Raw genomic sequence first — 18,652 nt, 5'->3', positions numbered from 1 at the left:
ACAGCGGATTTCCGCGATAACTGACATGCTATCAGCTTTGTGCTATGCTGGCCATCACCGCAACTCACTGGGACTGCAATGCACATGCCCGATCCCGCCGATGTCTCCGATGTCTCCGGCGCATCCGTTCCGGACTGGTTTCGTCGACTCCAGGCGCAGCCGCCGCTGTCGCGCCGGGTCGATATCGCCGGCGCCTCCATCCACTGCGTGGCCTGGAACATGGAGCACAGCGCCAGGCCGCTGCTGCTGCTGGTGCATGGCTTCCTCGCGCACGCCCGCTGGTGGGATCCGCTGCTTGACCACCTGATGGACGACTACAGGATCGTCGCGATGGAGTTTTCCGGCATGGGCGACAGTGGCCGGCGCGAACGCTATACCGTCGACCTGTTCGCGGCCGAAGTCATCGGCGTGGCCGAGGCGCTCGCCGAGGGGCCGCTCCGCGTGATCGGCCACAGCTATGGCGGCGCGCGGGTACTGCGGGCTTGCGCCGAACGTCCGGACTTGTTCAGCCATGCCATCGTCATCGACAGCTTCCTGTACTTCGCCGACGATACCCGGCCCGCCCCGCCGCCGCCGCGCCCGCCGCGTGTCCAGGCAGGCCTGGATGAAGCGATCGCGCGCTATCGCCTGCTGCCGCCGGAACCCGGCGTACCTGCCTTCACACTGGCGCACGTGGCGCGGCACGCGCTGCGCGCGGTCGCAGGCGGCTGGCAGCTGAAATTCGATCCTCGCCTGGAAGCCAACGGGCGGCAGGAAATCGACGCCGACGTACTGCTGCGGCGCGTGCGCATCCCGGTCGATGTCGTGTACGGCGAACACAGCCTGGTGGTCGACCAGGACGCCGCCGCGCGTGCGGTCGCATGCCTGCCGGCCGGGCGTGGACCGTTCGTCGTACGGGGAGGACATCACCACCTGACATTGAGCCATCCCCGGCAGCTGGCGCAGATGCTGCGCGACCTGCTGCCGACCAGCCTGGAACCCGAATCGTGAAACAGGAACCGAATCCCGGCGCCCTTCTCCAGCCGCCGGACACCTTGTGGGCGCTGCTGCAACAACGGGCGCGGCGCACGCCGGATGCCGTCATGCTGATCGAGCACCACGGGAAAACCTGGACCTTTGCCGACGTGGCGCGTGCTGCGGAACGCACGGCGGCGAGTCTCTGCGCCCTCGGTATCCGCGGCGGCATGAGCGTGACGTGGCAACTGGCCACCGGCGTCGATGCCGTGCTGGTGTCGCTGGCGCTGGCGCGGCTCGGCGCCGTACAAAATCCCGTCATCCACCTGTACGGCAGGAAGGAGCTGGGAGCGATCCTGGCGCAGAACCGCTCGCCCTTCCTGCTCGCGGCGCCGGAGCGCGCTGCGCTGGCCCTGGCGGAACAGGCAAGCGCCGCGCTGTCGCCGCGTCCCGCAGTGGTCGCCGTCGGGCCGCACCTGTGGCGCGACGGCGCGGCGGCGGCGCCCGGCCTGCCGCCGGCCGACGGGACGCCGCGTTGGGTGTACTACACGTCCGGCACCACGGCGGAACCGAAGGGCGCCATGCATGGCGACGCGTCGCTGATCGCCGCCGGCCTCGCCTTCGGCCGCGCCCTGGGCGTCACGGCCGCCGACGTGGGCACCCTTGCCTTTCCCTACGCGCATGTCGGCGGCGCCATGAACATCGCGATGCTGCTGATCTTCGGCATGTCGGCCGTCCTGATACCGAAGTTCGCCGCGGACCACGCGGCGGCAACCTTCGCCCGCCACGGCGTGACGCTCGGCACCGGCAGCACCGCGCATTACCTTGCCTACCTGGCCGAGCAGCGCAAGCGGCCCGCGTCGCCGCTGATGCCGGCGCTGCGCATCCTGGCGGGCGGCGGCGCTCCGAAGCCACCCGAGCTGTTTGCCGAGGTGCGGCGCGAAATGGGGTGCACCATCGCGCACAGCTACGGCATGACCGAAGCGCCACTGGTGACGTTCGCCTCGCCACGGCACACCGACGAGCAGCTCGCAAGCAGCGACGGCCTCCCGATCCCGGGCATGACCGTACGCATCGTGCGTCCCGACGGCACCCTGGCCGGGGCCGGAGAGCCGGGCGAGATCCGCATCAAGGGGCCCACGGTCTGCCTCGGCTATACCCGCCCGGCCTTCACCGCCGCGGCGTTCGATGAAGACGGCTTTTTCCGTACCGGCGACATCGGCTACCTGCGTCCCGACGGCCATCTCGTCCTGTCCGGGCGCCTGAAGGATGTCATCATCCGCAAGGGCGAGAACGTCTCCGCGCGCGAGATCGAAGACATCCTGTACGCGCATCCGAAGGTCGGCGCCGTGGCCGTGATCGGCCTGCCGGACCGGGAGCGCGGCGAGCGGGTCTGCGCCGTGGTCGAACCGAAGGACCCGGCGAATCCCCTGACGTTCGCCGACATGGTCGCCTGCTTCGAGGCCGCCGGCGCGATGCGGCAGAAGATACCCGAGCAGCTGGAAATCGTCGACCGGCTGCCGCGCAACGACACCTTCAACAAGGTCCTGAAGTTCAAGCTGCGCGAGATGTTCGGTACGACGACGTGATCGAGGACGGGGACAATGAACGACAACACCATACGCCTGGACGGCAAGGTTGCATTCATCACGGCGGGCGCCAACGGGCTGGGAGCCGGAACGGCGCTGCACATCGCGCGCTGCGGGGGCGACGTCGCGTTCGTCGATATCGACGCTGACGGCGGGGAGCGGACGGCGGCGCAGGTGCGCGCGCTGGGCCGGCGCGCCCTGTTCATCGAGGCCGACGTGCTGCACGTGAGCCGGATCGAGGCTGCCGTCCGCCAAGCCGCCGATCGGTTCGGACGGCTGGATATCCTCGTCAACAACGCCGGCGGCACGCGCCAGGGCACGTTCATGGGCCAGCCGGAGCGCAGCTGGCGCAAGCTGATCGACCTAAATTTCGTCAGCATGCTGGCCGCCACGCAGGCTGCCGCGGCGGTGATGATCGAGGGAGGCCGGGGCGGCACGATCGTCAACATCGCCAGCAGCGAAGGCCTGCGCGCGGCGCCGGGCTACGCCGTGTATGCCGCCTGCAAGGCCGCGATGGTGAGTTTTACGCGCACGATGGCGCTGGAGCTGTCCGAACATCGCATCCACGTGCACGCGCTGGCGCCCGACATGATCGCCACCGCCGGCCTGAAGCGCTTCACCGAATCGTTGCACCCCGAGGTCAACGCCGCCCGCGACCGTTATATTCCGCTGGGACGCATGGGCGACGTCGAGGAGCTGACCAGCGTGGTCGTGTTCCTGGCCTCCGGCATGGCCTCGTACCTGACCGGGGTGACCCTGCCGGTGGATGGCGGCACCCTCGCGTCCTCGGGCTGGTCGCGTGCCAAGGATGGCCAGCCGTGGGCGCTGTACCATCCCTGACGGGCGATCATCCGGGTGGCGGCATCACGTAGTTGAGCGCCAGGCGACCGCCGTCGGCGAAAACGGTCTGGCCGGTGACAAAGCCCGCGTCGGGCCCGGCCAGCCAGAACACGGTGCCGGCGATTTCCTCCACGCTGCCGAAGCGGCCCAGGGGCGTGCGACTCAGGACCTGGTCCATCAGCGCAGGCTGTTGCTGCAGCACCGCCGTCATCTCGGTGTCGATCGGGCCGGGCGCGACGCCGTTGACGCGGATGCCATGAGGCGCCAGCGCGGTGGCCATCACCTTGGTGAGCATATCCAGCCCGGCCTTGCTGACACAATACGCACTCTGCCGGTCGACGCCGAGCGTACCGCCGACCGACGAGATGTGGACAATGGCGCCGCTGCGGCCGGTCTCGCGCATATGCCTGCCCACGGCTTTCCCGAGCACGAACGGCCCGCGCAGATTGATCGCGAGCACGCGATCGAATTCCTCGTCGGGCAACTCCCAATAAGGCAGCGCGGCGCCGCCGATGCCGGCCGCGCATATGCACACGTCGATGCCGCCGAAACGTTCGATCACATGCGCGGCGAGACTTCGCATCTGCTGCGCGTCGCCGGCGTCCGCCTGGACATATGCCGCCGCGAAGCCGAGCGGGTTGCGCGCGCGCGCATCGACTTCGGCTTGCAGATCGGCGATCACTACCACCGCGCCGGCCTCGGCGAAGCGGAGCGCGCACGCCAGCCCGATACCGCGTGCGCCGCCGGTCACCAGCACGACCCGACCCTGATAGCTCGTGGCCATGGTCACTCCGCCAGTTGACGCGCCTTGGCCATCAGCCATAGCGCGTAGTTGTGCAGGAAGTTGCCCATGTCGACCGATGCCTTGCCGGCACAGGCGCGCGCGTAGCTTCCCTCGAGCAGGCAGGCCAGCTTGAAGCATGCGAGCACGAAGAACCAGGGCATGGCCGACATGTCGCGCCCGCTGATGTCGCCATACAGGCGCACCAGCTCGTCACGCGACATGAAGCCGTCCCATGGTGTCACTGCCGGACCGCGGCCCGCCACCGCCGGGTCGCCCGCTTCGGTCCAGCTGGTCAGCAGCCAGCCCAGGTCGAGCAGCGGATCGCCCAGCGTGGACAGCTCCCAGTCCACCAGGCCTACCAGTCGCGGACGCTCGCGGTCGAACATCACGTTGGCGAACTGGAAGTCGCCATGAATGATGCCCATCCGACACGTCGACGGCCGGTGCCGCTCCAGCCAGTCTCCCACGGTATCGACATGCGGCAATGCGTCGCCGGGATAGCCGGGCGTATCCCGATAGCCTTCCAGCTGCGAGCGCCAGCGCGACACCTGCCGCTCCAGCCATTGTTCGGGCTTGCCAAAATCGGCCAGGCCAGCGGCCACATGGTCCACGGCGCCCAGCGTCGCGGCGGCGTGCACGAACTCCGCGCCCATCCGGCGCCGGAATGTCGCGTCGGTGGCATACGGCGCGGGCAGCGCGCCCATCGGCGTGAAACCGTCCAACGGCTCCATCAGGTAGAAAGCCGCGCCGGTGACAGCCGGGTCGCCGCACACGGCCAAAAAGCCCGGATGCGGCACGGCGCTGCCGCGGAGGGCCGCCAGCACGCGTGCCTCGCGCAGCATCGTGTCGTTGCTGTTGGCGCGCAGGTGCTTGGGCGGGCGGCGCAGCACCATGCGGGTGTCGCCGCGGTGCAGCATGAACAGGCTGTTCTGCGAACCGCCGGTCAGCCGCTCCACGCCCGTGACCGGGCCGCTGCCCGGCAGGTCCTGCGCGGCGACCCAGGCCTGCAGCGCATCCCAGTGCAGCAGGCCGTCGAAATCGGAAAGCGTCGTCGTCATGTCATCGCCTCCTCAGAAACGGCCTTCGTATTTGCGCCGGGCCGCCGCCAGCCGGGTCGGCAGGTGCATGGAGGGGAACTGGCCGGGCGCCGCTTTTGCCTTCTTCAGCAGATTCTTCGCGACCGTCATCTTGTGCACCTCGGTGGGGCCGTCCATCACCCCCATCATCATCGCATACACCCACATGTGGCCGAGCGGCATCTCGTCCGATACTCCGAGTGCCCCATGCATCTGCACCGCGCGCTGCACGATGTCGTGGAAGACCTTGGCGGCCGCCACCTTGATGCCGGCGATCGACAGCTGGTTGGCCTTGTAGTCGTGGCCCTGGTCGATCAGCCAGGCCGTCTGCAGCACCTGCAGGCGGAACTGCTGCAGCTCGATCCACGAATCGGCGATGTACGCCTGGATAATCTGCTTGTCGCCCAGCAGCGAGCCCTTGGTGGTGCGGCTGACCGCGCGTTCGAGCATCATCTCCAGGGCCATCTGGCACTGGCCGACGGTACGCATCGCGTGGTGCACGCGGCCACCGCCGAGGCGGGCCTGCGCCACCGCGAATCCCTGCCCTTCGCCGCCCAGCAGCGCGTCGGCCGGCACGCGCACGTTCTCGTAGCGGATATAGGCATGGGCTTCGCCATCCGGCGTTTCCCCGTGCACGCCCGAGTTGCGCAGGATATTGACGCCCGGCGTGTCCCGCGGCACCAGGAACATCGAGCAGCCCTGGTAGACCGGCACGTCGGGATTGGTCACGACCATCACGATCAGGAATTCGGCATAACGTGCATTCGACGAGAACCACTTCTCGCCGTTGATCACCCAGCCGTCGCCCTGCTTCTCCGCGCGGCAGGTAAACACCCCCGGATCGGCACCGCCCTGGGGCTCGGTCATCGAATAGCAGGACACGATTTCGTTGTCCAGCAGCGGCTGCAGGTAACGCGCCTTCTGCTCCTCCGTACCGAACATCGCCAGGATTTCCGCGTTGCCGGTGTCCGGCGCGGCGGTGCCGAAGATCGTCGGCGCCCACTGCGAGCGGCCGAGGATCTCGTTCATCAGGCCCAGCTTGACCTGGCCGAAGCCCTGGCCGCCCAGTTCCGGCCCCAGGTGGCAAGCCCATAATCCCTGGCGCTTGACCTCGTCCATCAACGGGCGGGCAATGGCGCGCGCCTTCCTGTTCTCCATATCGTAGGGCGCCCCCATGCCGGGAAAGAGGCGGTCCAGCGGCTCACACTCCTCGGCGACGAATTTGGCCATCCAGTCCAGCCTGGCCTGGAATTCCGGATCGGTAGAAAAGTCCCACATTGCGTTATCTCCTGGTTGTCATGACCGGCGCACGATCGCCGCGCATTGACAGCAATATGACATCTTGACAGTTTGCTGTCAACTTATGAAAATGCGTCTGCACGAGGGTTACTCTCGACATCGACATCAAGGAGACAGCGATGGAAACGACGGAATGGAAGGGCACGGCACTGGTGACGGGGGCCAGCCGTGGGCTGGGCCAGGCGATCGCACTGGAACTGGCCGCACGCGGCATGCACGTGGTCGCGGGCGTGCGCAACCTGGCGGATGGCGACTGTCTGCTGGAACGGGCCCGCGGCCTGCCGGGATCGCTCACCGTGCAGCGGCTGGACTTGTCGGCGCTGGGCGATTACGCGCCGCCCGGCGACCTGCGCGTGCTGGTCAACAACGCCGGCTATCGGGGCCCCTATCTTCCCATCGAGGAGACGCCCATGGAGGAGTGGCGCCGCACGTTCGAGACCAACTTCTTCGGCCTGGTGGAACTGACGCGGCGCGCGATACCGTCCCTGCGTGCCAACGGCGCCGGCGTGATCTGCAATATCGGCTCGCTGGGCGCGGACATGCCGATGCCGTTCTATTCGACTTACCGCATCAGCAAAGTGGCACTGTCCGCGTTGTCCGAAGGCTTGCGGGTGGAACTGGCGCAGTTCGGCATCAGGGTCATCGAGATTCCGATCGGCGGCGTGGACACCGACATGCTCAAGACCAGCATCGCGCACCGTCCCCCCGACGCCGAGGCCTACCCCCTGTACCACGCCATGGCCACCTATCCCGGCTCCAGGCCGACGCAAGGCGCGACACTGGCCATCGCGCCGCTCGAGGCAGCGCGCAATGTGGCGGACCAGCTGTTCGTGCCGGGCCCGCTGCGCCGTCCCTGCGATCCCAACGCCGTCGCCGGACGCGCCTATGTCGACGGCAGCACCGCCGAGGAACGTGCCGTCGCCCTGATGGCGAAGTACGGCACCGCCAGCCTGTAGCCTGCCCGGCCGGCGGGTTATCCGACGGGCCGGCCTGGCCGACAGGCTATGGTTGGGGGTCCGCGTCCGGGTGCTCCAGGAAGCGGCGCATCCGGCGCAGCGTGGCGACCGCATGTTCGAGGTCGCCCTGCCCAATGGCGGCGCCGACGCGGTCGGTCCACTTGTCCTTCGCATCGGCATTGCGCGCGTGCGCCGCGAGTCCCGCGGGGGTCGCCACCAGCTGCTTGGCGCGCTTGTGATGCGGATTGTCCTCGAACGCAATCATGCCGTCCTCGGCCAGCTCGTTGGCGGTACGCTGCACCGACTGGCGCGTCAGCCCCAGGCTGCGGGCGATGCGCGCCACCGTGGGGGGTTCCAGCGCGCGCACGACCGCCGACAGGATCAGCCCCTGCGAATGGCTGCGCAGGCCGCGCTGTTCGCTGATGTCCCGTGTCGCCGACATGACACGACCACGCAGGCGCCAGATCTCGTCCACCAGGGCTTCCACCAGCGCCCCCGCTTCGGTATTCGATTTTTTTGTCATAGGCGGCAAGACTGCCATCATGACAGCTTGTTGTCAAATTGCGGCCCGCCTCCTCTCACCCGGCCATCCGGCGCCGCACGTCATCCAGCAGAAGCCGGGCGGTGCGGGTCATCAACTCGAGATCGCGGCACAGCAGATACACCGTCCGTTCCGGCAGCGTATCGTCCAGCGCGAGCGGTGTCATCAGGTCGATGAACCGGGGGTGATGGAAGGCGGTCTCCGACCAGACGCCGATGGCGTCGCCGCGCCGCGCCAGCGTCGTGTAGAGAATGATCGAGGAGCACTGCACCACGCGTTGCGGCAAGGGCAGGCCAGCCCGCCTGAAGCACTGGACGAACGGCGACCACTCGTCGTCCAGCGGATCGAGGGTCAGCCATTCGTAGTGAAGCAGGTCCGCGAGGCGGCGCTCGCGCAGCGCGGGATGACCCGGACGTACGCCGATGACCGTCCTGAACGTGGCCAAGGCGACAAGCGCGCACGATTCGACCTCGCCCCCGATGTCGGTGGAAATTGCAAAATCCAGGGTGCCGTCGCGCACCATGCCGAGCAAACGTCCGGGGCGTTCCTCGACGACCGTGAGGATCACCTCGGGGTGGCGCTTCTGAAACGCCATGATGGCATCCGCGACCTCGCTGGTGGATGTCACCGGAGTGACGCCGATGGCAAGGCGTCCACTCAGCTCGCCCTTCAGCGTCGCGATTTCCTGACGCGTACGGGCCACCTCGGCGTTGATGAGGCGCGCACGCGCCGCCACCATGCGGCCCGCACTGGTCAACACGGCACCCTGCGAATTCCGTACCAGCAGCGGCACCTCCAGTTCGGCTTCGAGTTCCCGGATCGACTTGCTGACCGCCGATTGCGTCAGGTGCAGTGCATCCGCCGCGCGATTGATGTTGCCCGAATCCGCCACCGCCAGCAAGGCGCGCAACTGGTTGATCTTCATACCTCTCCGCTCGTGGTCCGGCCCGTCCCGAACAATGGTCATGTACCTGAGAATAAGTCGCGCTGGGACACACGTGGAACTGTCATGCTTTCCACAGCCCCTCAGGATGACGGAGATGATACAGCCAGGCTCCGGGAAGCAATAGTAAAAAGCCGACCGGTCGCTACGCGACCGGAACACGAGGGGCAGCCATTTCTGGATATATCGGAGGAGCACACATGCATCACTACATCCACTTGCTGGTCGTGACGGCCGGCGCTGCGCTGGCAGCACAAGCCGTGGCCGCACCCAGCGCCGACGAGATCAGGCAGCTCGGCACCACCCTCACGCCATTGGGCGGCGAAAAGGCCGGCAGCAAGGACGGCACGATCCCGCAATGGGAAGGCGGCATCTGCACGCCGCCCGCGGGCTACACCCCACGGCGTGGACGCGTCGGCGGCGGCCCCTATGTGGACCCGTATGCGAACGACAAGCCGGTGCTGCGCATCACCGCCGCGAATCTGGGCCAGTACCAGGACAGGATCGACGCCGGCACCCGGGAGCTGTTCAAGCGCTATCCAAAGACCTACGCCATGGAGGTGTATCCGACACGGCGCAGCGCGTGCTTTCCCAACTGGGTCTATGAGAACACCCGCGACCGGGCCGGTAAGCCCAGGCTGGTCGGCACCGCGCCCGGCATTACCGGGGCACACGCGCAGATTCCCTTTCCAATACCGAAAAACGGTTACGAGGTGATGTGGAACATGGTGCTCAGGTACGAGCTCCCCAGCTTCCAGTTCGCTTTCGAGGCCGGCTTGATGGATACCTCCGGCACCCTGACGCGCGCCTCGTTCCAGGTCGCCGATGCGCAGAATCTGTACTGGAACAACGCCGTGGCCTCTCTCCCTGAGGACAAGCCATACAAGGCGGTCATTTCCCGGAGCCTGGAGCCGGCGTCCCAGGCCGGACTGGCATCCCTGCGCAGCAGCTTCCTGCGCCAGGACCTGCACGACGATCTGGCGTGGTCCTATGTCCCTGGCCAGCGCCGGGTACGGCGCGCGCCCGAGTTCGCATACGACACCGTATCCACCACATCGGGAGGGCTGCTGATATTCGACGAGATCGCCGGCTGGGACGGCAAGATGGACAAGTATGACTTCAAGTTGATCGGGAAAAAGGAGATGTACATTCCCTACAACGCCTACAGGACGCTCGCCGCACCGCTGGACCAGGTGATGGTCAAGGACCACGAGAACCCCGCGTACATGCGCTGGGAGCTGCATCGGGTGTGGGTGGTGGAAGGCACGCTCAAGCCCGGCGAACGCCACATCCAGCAAAAGAAGGTGTTCCTGGTGGACGAAGACAGCTGGAACGCACCGGTCTACTACGGGGTCGATCACCAGGGGCAGGTCAATCACCTGATGCACCTGCCGGCGATACAGGCCTACGACGTGCCCGGCGTCCAGACCAAGGCGTTCATTCTGTATGACCTGAGCCGCGGGATCTACGGCTACCAGACCAAACCCCTGGGCCGCCCCGACCAATATGGGGAGATCGCAGTCGATCGCTTCCCGCCGAACCATTTTACGCCGGACGCACTGGCCGGCAGCGGCATACGCTGACCAATCGAAGGGGAACAAATATGCATCGATACATGCAACAAGCGGCGCGGACGGTGCGTGCGCGCGCGTTGGCCCGGGGGCTGCTGCTCGCCGCCATGTGGCCACTGCTGCCGGCGGCGGCCGCGCTGGACGACACTGATAGGGACCGGATCAACCGCTACGTCGACGCACAGGTTTCCGCCATCGACAGCAATGCGATGGCGATATGGAACCTGGCCGAAGTGGGATTCCAGGAAAAAGAGAGCTCGAAGCTGCTGCAAAAGACGCTGCACGCCCATGGGTTTGCCATCGACACGGACGTCGCGGGCATGCCCACCGCGTTTGTCGCGCGCTACCGCACGGGTCCGGGACCGGTGATCGCGATCCTGGCCGAATTCGACGCCCTGCCCGGCCTGTCCCAGGCCGCCGGCCAGACCAGGCCGGTGCCGGCGCCGGGGCACGACGCCGCGCATGGCTGTGGCCACAACCTGCTCGGCTCGGCGTCCGTGGGGGCCGCGATCGCCCTGCGCCACTGGCTCGCGGACACCGGGTTGAAGGGCGAAGTGCGCTTGTACGGCGCGCCGGCCGAAGAAGGCGGCGACGGCAAGGTCTACATGGTGCGCGCGGGGCTGTTCAAGGACGTGGACGCCGTCCTGCACTGGCATCCCGGCGCACGCAACGGCTTGTTCAGCGACGCATCGACCGCCATGATACAAACCGACTTCACCTTCCATGGCGTGTCGACCCACGCGGCGGCGGCCCCGGAGCGCGGTCGTTCGGCGCTGGCCGGCATGGAATTGATGGATGTCGCCGTCAACTACATGCGTCAATTCACGCCGGACGGCACGCGTATCCACGGGGTGGTGGTGAACGGCGGACTCGCACCGAACGTCATTCCGGACGTGGCGAAGAGCAGCTACTATGTGCGCAATGCCGACGTGCGAACGCTGCAGGACCTGCAGGCGCGCCTGCTGAAGACCGCGCAAGGCGCCGCCATGGCGACCGGCACGACCGTGACCTGGGAGCTCGAGGGCGGCAGCTATCCGATACTGCCCAACCAGGTGCTGAGCGACGTGGCCTATGCCAACCTCGCCGCCGTCGCGGGCACACTGCGCTGGAACAAGGCGGACGCGGACTTCGCGCATGCCATCCAGAGCAGCCTGAATGTTCCCGGTACGGACGACGACGTCGGCGCCATCGATCCGCCGCAACCGTCCTCCGCCCGTCCCAACAGCGCCTTCTCGACCGATGTCGGCGACATCAGCTATGTCGTGCCCACGGTCGGTTTCGTGGCGGCGACCTGGCCGCAAGGCGCGCCCGCGCACAGCTGGGCTGCCGCGGCAGCCAGCGGCAGCAGCATCGGCGTGAAGGGCGCAGTCGTCGCGGCGCGCGCGATCGCGCTGACCGGCGCCGACCTGATCCTGAATCCGGATGTCCTGGCCAAGGCAAAGGCGGAAATGGACAAACGGCGCGGCCCCGGGTTCGAATACGCGGCCATGTTCGGCGATCGCGCGCCTCCGCTGAACTACAGGCGCAGGTGAGCACCGGGCGCCGGGCGGGCCGCGTGCCGCCCGGCGCAGCGGCGCGATCCCGGGACGCCCGGGTCATCCGGGCACGCACGACGTAACTGACACATTAACAGTTTTCGGTTATCATGCCGGTATCTGCAGTGTTCTGAGCTGAACCACACCATGAGTGCACCCGTACGACTGAACAAACAGGGCCAGATCCTCGGTCGCAAGGGTCTGGAGACGCGCTCGCGGCTGATGGATGCCGCGCGGCGCCTGCTGCGCACCCAGTCGCCGTTCGAACTGACCGCCGTCGGCATCGCCGGCGAGGCGTGCATCTCGCCGGCCACCTTCTACATGTATTTCGATGACACCAGGGACATCCTGTATGCCCTCAGCGAGGTCGCGGGCGAGGACATGGCGCGGGTACATGCGATCTTCGACGAACCCTGGTCGCGCGACAGCGTCGAACAGCACGCGGCCACCGTCATCGATGCCCTGAACGAGGTCTGGGACCGGCACCGCCCTGTACTGCGCTACCGGAACCTCGAAGCGACCCGGGGCGATCCCCGCTTCGTCAGCTTGAGGATGAACACGTTCCTCCCCTTCATCGACCGGTTTGCCAAGCGCATCCTGTCGATCAATCCGGCCGTCCCGGGCGTCCGCAAGCGCGCCGATGCCTATGCCGAAGCATCGATCCTGCACGGCGCCATGGAACACATGGCCGCGACCGACCGCGAGGTGATGGCGGCCGGCCTGGGCGTGAAACGCGTCAACGCCAACATCGCGCGCATCGTCGCGCTGACGGTATGCCGCGCCGCGATCCCGGCCGAACCAGCCGTGCCGGCGACGGAGAACTCGCCGCTGGCCGCTGCCGGCCCGGAGGCACCGGAGAGACCGCCCCGCAAGAGAACGGCGCGCGGCGCAAAGGCCCGCAAGGCGGCAGGCGGCCGCGCGGCCAAGCCCCCGGTCGAGTCGTCCGCCACCCTGCCGAAGACAGCCTGAACTGCGCTGCCCGCAGCGCGGGAGCCGGACGCTCCCACGCGCGGTGCGGGGTAGGCGCCGACGCCCTCAATCCCTCGTCAGCGGCATGGATGGGGCCAAGGGGCCCATGCGCACCGGCACGTCGTGGAAATCCAGTTGGGCGGCATTCGCGCGCCGCACGCTCACCTGGTCGCCGAACTCGAGGTACTGCTCCGCGTCGCCGCGCCACGCCGGCCATGGCAAGGCCGGCGTGGCCGGGTCGCCGGTCCGGGCGAACGCCAGCATGCCGTCCATCATGCGTGCCGAGAGTTCCCGAGCCTGCCGCGTCCACAAGCGCGTGGGGCGAAACATGTTCAACGCGTCCTGCGTCCCGAGCCAGTAAGGCACGTCGGACGTGTGATACGCGCCGTAAGGACGATCGTAGAGCACGACGGCGGGGTTGAGGGGATGCGCCCGCGCGAACAGGTACATGTAGACGGGCGCCTTGCCGCTGGCGGCTTGCGCCTGTGCGAACTTGCGCGTGGACTTCTCGATGTAGGCGTGGCGCGCCGCGAGCCTGCCCATCGCCGCGGCCTCGCCATCGTCGGCCGCGGGATACAGCGCAAGGAAGCGTTCGGCGTTGGCGCCGTACAGATGGCTTGCCTTGTCGCGGTAGTCGGCCAGCGAGGCGACCTGGCGCAGCGGGCTTGGCGTGATGTCGTCGGCCGTGAAGCCGACCAGCATCGGCACGTCGTTCTGGCGGCCGGCCGCGAACGTCGCGGCCACGCTGTCGGGCAGGAAGTAGCCATCGACATTGGGGCGTATCGTGACCGAGCCGGTTGCGCCGAACTGGAAATCGCGCTGGACAGCGACCAGGCGATCGGCAGGTAACTGGCGCATGCTGTCCAGCGATCCGGCGCCGACTGCCTTTTGCATCTCGAGGCCGCTGCGTTCGGCCTCGTGCAGCGTCAGGGGCGGCGTCGCGCCGAACACGGGAGCGCTCTGCACGATCGCGCGCTGGAACAGGCCGCGCGCGAGCGGGCTTGCCGGCAGCGATACCACCGACACGCCACCGGCGGACTGGCCGGCGATGGTGACGTTATCGGGATCGCCGCCGAATGCGGCGATATTGCGCCGCACCCAGCGCAGCGCCGCCACCTGGTCGAGGAAGCCATAATTCCCGGATGCGCCGCGGCCGGATTCCGCCGTCAGTTCAGGGTGCGCCATGAAACCCAGTATGCCCAGGCGGTAGTTGAAGTTGACGAAGACGGCGCCCTTGGCCGCGACGGCGGCACCGTCGTTCTACAATGTCTCGAACCGACACACCTTCAGTTTCATCTTCGGGCGCGACCTGGCTTCGCCGGACATCCGCGCGGCGCGCCGCAGCGCGGTGATCGACATGGTCCTGCGCTATGTGCGCGCCGCCTGAGCGGCCCATATAAAAAAAGCCGCAAGCGCTGGGCGCTTGCGGCAAGGAGACCGATTAAAGAGTCGTCCAGCCGGATCAGGCTGCCAACGCGAACGGGGGCCTGGCCAGTGCTGCAAGGGCAGCCTCGCCGGTCGCCACGGGACGGCCGACCTGCCGTGCCAGCGCCACGGCCGCTTCCACCGTCTCGCGATTGCTCATCGGCGTCCCCCCGGCGGTGTCTTCCACCCCCACACGCAGATGGCCACCCAGCTCCAGGGCGTGGCGGGCCACCTCGGTATCGAGCAGCACGCCGCCCTGCACGCTCACCTGCCACGGCAGGTCGATCCCCTGCATCATCCCGAGATAGACGTCCAGGTTCGCCCTGGTGGGAGCGAGGCCGAAATTCACGCCGGGCACGCGATCCTGGCCCATCGTGTACTCGCCGCCGAAGTAGATCTTGATCAGGGACCCGGAAGGGAACATGCCAGCCTTGGCATAGGCCACCACCCAGCGCAGATTGCCGGGCTCGTAGATGCCGATCGAGATCGGACAATCGACTTCGCGGGCATATTCGACCATCGCGTGCGCCTCGGCATAGGTCTGCCCGCCCGTGACGGAATTCGACGGCAACCCCTTGTCGTCGAGCTGCCCGAACAGCGTGAAGCCCGGATCGAGAGCGAACATGCGCAGCGCGCCGGCGTCGTGCATGGGTCGCAGCAGCGCATCGGGCTGGTAGCGGCGCCCCAGGGCGCGGTCTTCGTCGCGTCCCGCGATGTAGTCGGGGTAGTAAAGCGCATGGGGGAAGTCGGCCAGAATCGCCTTGCCGATATCGATGATCTGGCCGGTCGCGGCGCTACGTTCGAGCCTGAAATCGTGGTGGTAGTGGATGATCGCGGCGCCGGCGGCGAGGCACTCCGTCGCCTCGCTGACGGTCGCTTGCGCGGGTTGCAGCGGCGCACCCTTGCGCAGCGGTGTCACCGCTGCCTCGATCACCACGGGCGCCTCACTGTCCTGTCGAATGCTGCTCATCGTCGGTCCTTTCATGTTCCCGGGTTCGATATCACGAAGTTAAAACCAAATCATCGTTAGTTCTCCGTTCACTGTAGCCCGCGAGTGCGCGACCGGCAAGTCGTCCAGCGGGTGGCGGCCATCCACGTTTCGGATAACTGATACTCTATTATTTCCAGAATTTGTATGGCATTATTTATTCGTCCGGTCGAATAACACCACTCGCGCCCGGCGGTGCAGGCCCTACAGGAGACGCAGCACATGAAACTCAATGACACGCCGGACGTCACCGGCACACAGGCGGCACACATCGAGGCCGCGGTGCCGCCAAAGCACTGGTACGCGCTTGCGGTCATGACCCTGATTTATGCCTGCCATTTCCTCGACCGCATGATGGTTTCCATCATCATCGAGCCGGTCCGCAAGGAGTTCGCACTGAACGACAGCCAGATCGGCCTGCTGACCGGGCTGGCCTATGGCGCGTCGTTCGCCGCGGCCGGCATCCCGATCGGACTCATGATCGACCGGGTCAACCGCGTTCGCCTGCTGGCCATGCTGGTCGCCATCTGGAGCGCCATGACGACGCTGTCGGGCATGGCGCAGAGTTATGTCCAGTTGCTGCTCGCACGCATGGGCGTGGGCGCATCGGAGGCGGGCGGGTCGCCCACCAGCCTGTCGCTGATCTCCGACATGTTTCCCGCCTCGCGGCGCTCCACCGCAGTGGGCTGCTTCTTTCTCAGTAACGCAGTCGGCGCCATCATGAGTATCCTGATCGGCGGGTACGTGGCGGCCCACCATGGATGGCGCGCGGCGATGCTGATCGCCGGCGCACCCGGGCTGCTGCTGGCGGTCGTATTGTTCGTGACCGTGCGCGAACCGCGCCGCGGCGCGATGGAGCCCGGCGCAGGCAGCGCGACAGCGCGGCCGGCCGCCGGCATCGGCCAGATGCTGCGCCATATCGGAACCAACGCGACCATGTATCACATCCTGGCCGGCGTGACGCTGACGACCGCCGGCGTCGCCACGATAGGCGCATGGCTGCCGTCGTTCGTCATGCGCTTTCACGGCTTTACCATCAAGGACGCGGGATTCGCGGTGGCCCTGGCCAGCGGCTTTTGCGGCGCCCTCGGCTCGGCGGTGGGCGGGTACCTGACCGACAAGGCGGCCGACGGCAGGCCGCGCCGGCGCATGGATGTCAGTGCCGGCGTGTGCCTCGCGGCGACCGCCACGGCCGCCGCCGGCATGCTGGCGGGGACCGGTTCGCTGGCGGTCGGCCTGCTGTCGCTGACCCAGATGCTGGCCTTTATCGTATTCCCGGCCGCCTTCGGCGCCATGCTCGGCATCACCGCGCCGAACATGCGCGGCGCCACGTCGGCCAGCCTGCAGGTCTGTACCAACTTGGCCGGATACGGCCTCGGTCCTTTCATGGTGGGGGTATTCAGCGACTGGTACGGCGGCGACCAGTCGCTGCGCTACGCGATGATCACGGTCATGAGCATTTGCTTCCCCTGGGCGGCGCTGCACTTCATCCTCGGCGCACGCACGGCATCGGACAATTAATCAACGCAAGACAGGAGACAAACTAATGAGCAGCACAACGGAAATCACGCAAGCCTGGACCAGCACCAAACAGGGCACCGTCAACGGCGTATTGCGCCAGGCCGTGCAGGATTTTGGCAACCGCATGTTCCTGGAATTCCTGGGAACGGAATACTCGTTCGCCGACGTAGACAACCATGCCTGCCGCCTGGCCAACGGTCTCGCCGCGCTGGGCGTGCGGCAAGGCGATACCGTGGTCACGCTGCTCGACACCTGTCCGGATGCGATCTTCATCTGGCTGGCGATTAACAAGCTGGGCGCGATCAGCGTACCCGTCAACACGGCACTGAAGGGCGAGTTCCTGCGCCACCAGGTGGGCGACGCCGGCGCCGCACTGGTCATCGCCGACCCGGATTACGCCGAGCGCGTGGCCGCCGTCGCCGCGCGCCTGCCGGACGTGCGCACGCTGGTAGTGCGCGGCGCCATCCCCGCCCTGCCCCGCTTCGGGGGCGCGGTCGTGCCGTGGTCCGGGATCTTCAGCGACGACGCCAGCGACCCCGACGTCAACGTCAAGCCGGGCGACCTGGCGATGCTGGTCTACACCGGCGGCACGACCGGTCCGTCCAAGGGCTGCATGATCAGCCATAACTATTGCTACGTATTCTGCCAGCAGATGCTGCGCATGACCAACCGCGACGCCTCCACGCATACGTGGACACCGCTCCCGTTGTTCCATATGAACGCGGTCTGCTCGACGGTCATGGCGAACATGATGGTCGGCGCACGCGTCTCGCTGTATCCACGTTTTTCGGTCTCGAATTTCTGGCCCGAGATCGAGCGCACCAAGGCCACCGAAGTCTCGATTCTCGGTGCGATGTTCCCCATGCTGGCCAATGCCCCGGACAACGACGCGATGAAGCGCTGCTACGGCCAGTTGAACGCAGCGTGGGGCGCGCCCTTCCCGCCGGCGATCCAGGCACAGTGGAAGGAACGATTCGGATTGCGCTACACCGCATCCGGCTGTTTCGGCCTGACCGAGTGCTCGCTGATGACGGTGCTGCCGTACGGGACGCCCGCCAAGCCGGGGAGTTCGGGCATGCGCAACGAATGGTTCGACATCCGCATCGTCGACGACAACGACAACGAGCTTCCGCCCGGCACGCCGGGGGAACTGATCGTCCGCCCGCGCATGCCCGGCATCATGTTCGACGGCTACTGGAAACGCCCAGAAGAGACGCTGAAGGTGATGAAGAACCTGTGGTTCCATACGGGCGACATCGGCAAGATCGATGCCGACGGCTACTTCTTCTTCGTCGACCGCAAGAAGGATTACCTGCGCCGCCGCGGCGAGAACATTTCCAGCTTCGAGGTGGAAAATGCCTTCCGCGCCCACGACGCGGTCGAAGATGTCGCCGCCCACGCGGTACTCGACAAGCTGGGCGAGGATGAGCTGAAGGTCACCGTCATCCTCAAGGACGGCGCCGTGCTTGCGGAAGAAGAACTGTGCCGCTGGGCGATCGACCAGCTGCCGTACTACGCGGTGCCGCGCTATATCGAGTTTCGCAAGGAATTCCCGCGCAGCCCGGTCGGCAAGGTGCAGAAGTTCGAACTCCGCGACGAAGGCGTGACGCCGTCCACCTGGGACCGCGAAAAATCCACAATCGTCCTGAAGAAGCGTTGAC

At 67.0% G+C, this 18,652-nt stretch carries 17 protein-coding genes; 10 read left to right on the top strand and 7 right to left on the bottom strand.

The genetic code is table 11. From position 1 onward, the window contains the following. The first annotated feature begins 84 nt into the window (after nucleotides 1-84). The 3 genes from BVG12_RS34890 to BVG12_RS00745 are packed head-to-tail and all read left to right on the top strand — an operon-like array spanning nucleotide 85 to nucleotide 3,383. Nucleotides 85-990: an alpha/beta fold hydrolase gene (locus BVG12_RS34890; protein ID WP_075790715.1), complete on the top strand. Its 906-nt coding sequence runs from the start codon at nucleotides 85-87 to the stop codon at nucleotides 988-990. Beyond that, nucleotides 987-2,543 carry a class I adenylate-forming enzyme family protein gene (locus BVG12_RS00750; RefSeq protein WP_075790714.1) on the top strand — a complete coding sequence of 519 codons (1,557 nt, stop codon included), beginning with the start codon at nucleotides 987-989 and terminating at the stop codon, nucleotides 2,541-2,543. The genes BVG12_RS34890 and BVG12_RS00750 overlap by 4 nt, the downstream gene beginning before the upstream one ends. 15 nt (nucleotides 2,544-2,558) lie before the next feature. Continuing rightward, on the top strand, nucleotides 2,559-3,383 hold the full coding sequence (locus tag BVG12_RS00745; protein ID WP_075790713.1) for an SDR family NAD(P)-dependent oxidoreductase: 825 nt from the start codon (nucleotides 2,559-2,561) through the stop codon (nucleotides 3,381-3,383). A 7-nt stretch (nucleotides 3,384-3,390) separates the two neighbouring features. On the opposite strand, the gene BVG12_RS00740 is transcribed toward BVG12_RS00745, so the two are convergent. From BVG12_RS00740 to BVG12_RS00730, 3 genes are read right to left on the bottom strand one after another with little or no spacing between them, the layout of a single operon-like run. Beyond that, nucleotides 3,391-4,167 carry an SDR family NAD(P)-dependent oxidoreductase gene (locus BVG12_RS00740; protein ID WP_075790712.1) on the bottom strand — a complete coding sequence of 259 codons (777 nt, stop codon included), beginning with the start codon at nucleotides 4,165-4,167 and terminating at the stop codon, nucleotides 3,391-3,393. Nucleotides 4,168-4,169: 2 nt separating this feature from the next. Continuing rightward, nucleotides 4,170-5,225 carry a phosphotransferase family protein gene (locus BVG12_RS00735; RefSeq protein WP_075790711.1) on the bottom strand — a complete coding sequence of 352 codons (1,056 nt, stop codon included), beginning with the start codon at nucleotides 5,223-5,225 and terminating at the stop codon, nucleotides 4,170-4,172. A 12-nt stretch (nucleotides 5,226-5,237) separates the two neighbouring features. Then, complete coding sequence (locus tag BVG12_RS00730) at nucleotides 5,238-6,521, bottom strand: acyl-CoA dehydrogenase family protein (RefSeq protein WP_075790710.1); 1,284 nt, start codon at nucleotides 6,519-6,521, stop codon at nucleotides 5,238-5,240. A 140-nt stretch (nucleotides 6,522-6,661) separates the two neighbouring features. Between BVG12_RS00730 and BVG12_RS00725 the strand changes: the two genes are divergently transcribed. Continuing rightward, the gene (locus BVG12_RS00725) at nucleotides 6,662-7,498 is read left to right on the top strand and encodes an SDR family NAD(P)-dependent oxidoreductase (RefSeq protein WP_075790709.1); all 837 of its coding nucleotides are present in this window, start codon (nucleotides 6,662-6,664) and stop codon (nucleotides 7,496-7,498) included. A 46-nt stretch (nucleotides 7,499-7,544) separates the two neighbouring features. On the opposite strand, the gene BVG12_RS00720 is transcribed toward BVG12_RS00725, so the two are convergent. Both BVG12_RS00720 and BVG12_RS00715 read right to left on the bottom strand, forming a co-directional pair. Then, on the bottom strand, nucleotides 7,545-8,021 hold the full coding sequence (locus BVG12_RS00720) for a MarR family winged helix-turn-helix transcriptional regulator (RefSeq protein ID WP_169926770.1): 477 nt from the start codon (nucleotides 8,019-8,021) through the stop codon (nucleotides 7,545-7,547). 55 nt (nucleotides 8,022-8,076) lie between these two features. Then, nucleotides 8,077-8,964 (bottom strand): LysR family transcriptional regulator, encoded by an 888-nt coding sequence (locus BVG12_RS00715; protein WP_075790708.1) that lies wholly within the window; start codon nucleotides 8,962-8,964, stop codon nucleotides 8,077-8,079. Nucleotides 8,965-9,182: 218 nt separating this feature from the next. On the opposite strand from BVG12_RS00715, the gene BVG12_RS00710 reads away from it, so the two are divergent. From BVG12_RS00710 to BVG12_RS00700, 3 genes are all read left to right on the top strand, one after another. After that, a complete protein-coding gene (locus tag BVG12_RS00710) occupies nucleotides 9,183-10,565 on the top strand; it encodes a DUF1329 domain-containing protein (RefSeq protein WP_075790707.1) in 1,383 nt (460 codons plus the stop codon). Between the two features lie 20 nt (nucleotides 10,566-10,585). Then, nucleotides 10,586-12,085, top strand: a complete 1,500-nt coding sequence (locus BVG12_RS00705) for an amidohydrolase (protein ID WP_229503631.1) — start codon at nucleotides 10,586-10,588, stop codon at nucleotides 12,083-12,085. A 150-nt stretch (nucleotides 12,086-12,235) separates the two neighbouring features. Beyond that, a complete protein-coding gene (locus tag BVG12_RS00700; RefSeq protein WP_075790705.1) occupies nucleotides 12,236-13,057 on the top strand; it encodes a TetR/AcrR family transcriptional regulator in 822 nt (273 codons plus the stop codon). 66 nt (nucleotides 13,058-13,123) lie between these two features. Here BVG12_RS00700 and BVG12_RS00695 read toward each other — a convergent pair whose 3' ends face one another. Beyond that, complete coding sequence (locus BVG12_RS00695; protein ID WP_229503642.1) at nucleotides 13,124-14,251, bottom strand: carboxylesterase family protein; 1,128 nt, start codon at nucleotides 14,249-14,251, stop codon at nucleotides 13,124-13,126. 16 nt (nucleotides 14,252-14,267) lie between these two features. Here BVG12_RS00695 and BVG12_RS33730 point away from each other — a divergent pair, with 16 nt between their 5' ends. Next, nucleotides 14,268-14,444: a hypothetical protein gene (locus tag BVG12_RS33730; RefSeq protein WP_156895483.1), complete on the top strand. Its 177-nt coding sequence runs from the start codon at nucleotides 14,268-14,270 to the stop codon at nucleotides 14,442-14,444. Nucleotides 14,445-14,519: 75 nt separating this feature from the next. Here BVG12_RS33730 and BVG12_RS00690 read toward each other — a convergent pair whose 3' ends face one another. After that, nucleotides 14,520-15,452: a 3-keto-5-aminohexanoate cleavage protein gene (locus BVG12_RS00690; protein ID WP_075790703.1), complete on the bottom strand. Its 933-nt coding sequence runs from the start codon at nucleotides 15,450-15,452 to the stop codon at nucleotides 14,520-14,522. Nucleotides 15,453-15,692: 240 nt separating this feature from the next. On the opposite strand from BVG12_RS00690, the gene BVG12_RS00685 reads away from it, so the two are divergent. Then, nucleotides 15,693-16,991: a spinster family MFS transporter gene (locus BVG12_RS00685; RefSeq protein ID WP_075790702.1), complete on the top strand. Its 1,299-nt coding sequence runs from the start codon at nucleotides 15,693-15,695 to the stop codon at nucleotides 16,989-16,991. 25 nt (nucleotides 16,992-17,016) lie between these two features. Next, nucleotides 17,017-18,651 carry an AMP-binding protein gene (locus BVG12_RS00680; protein WP_075790701.1) on the top strand — a complete coding sequence of 545 codons (1,635 nt, stop codon included), beginning with the start codon at nucleotides 17,017-17,019 and terminating at the stop codon, nucleotides 18,649-18,651. Nucleotide 18,652 lies beyond the last annotated feature (1 nt).

Origin of the sequence: Massilia putida, assembly GCF_001941825.1 — a bacterium.
GTDB lineage: Bacteria > Pseudomonadota > Gammaproteobacteria > Burkholderiales > Burkholderiaceae_D > Telluria > Telluria putida.
This window is presented reverse-complemented; position numbering and strand designations above follow the sequence as displayed.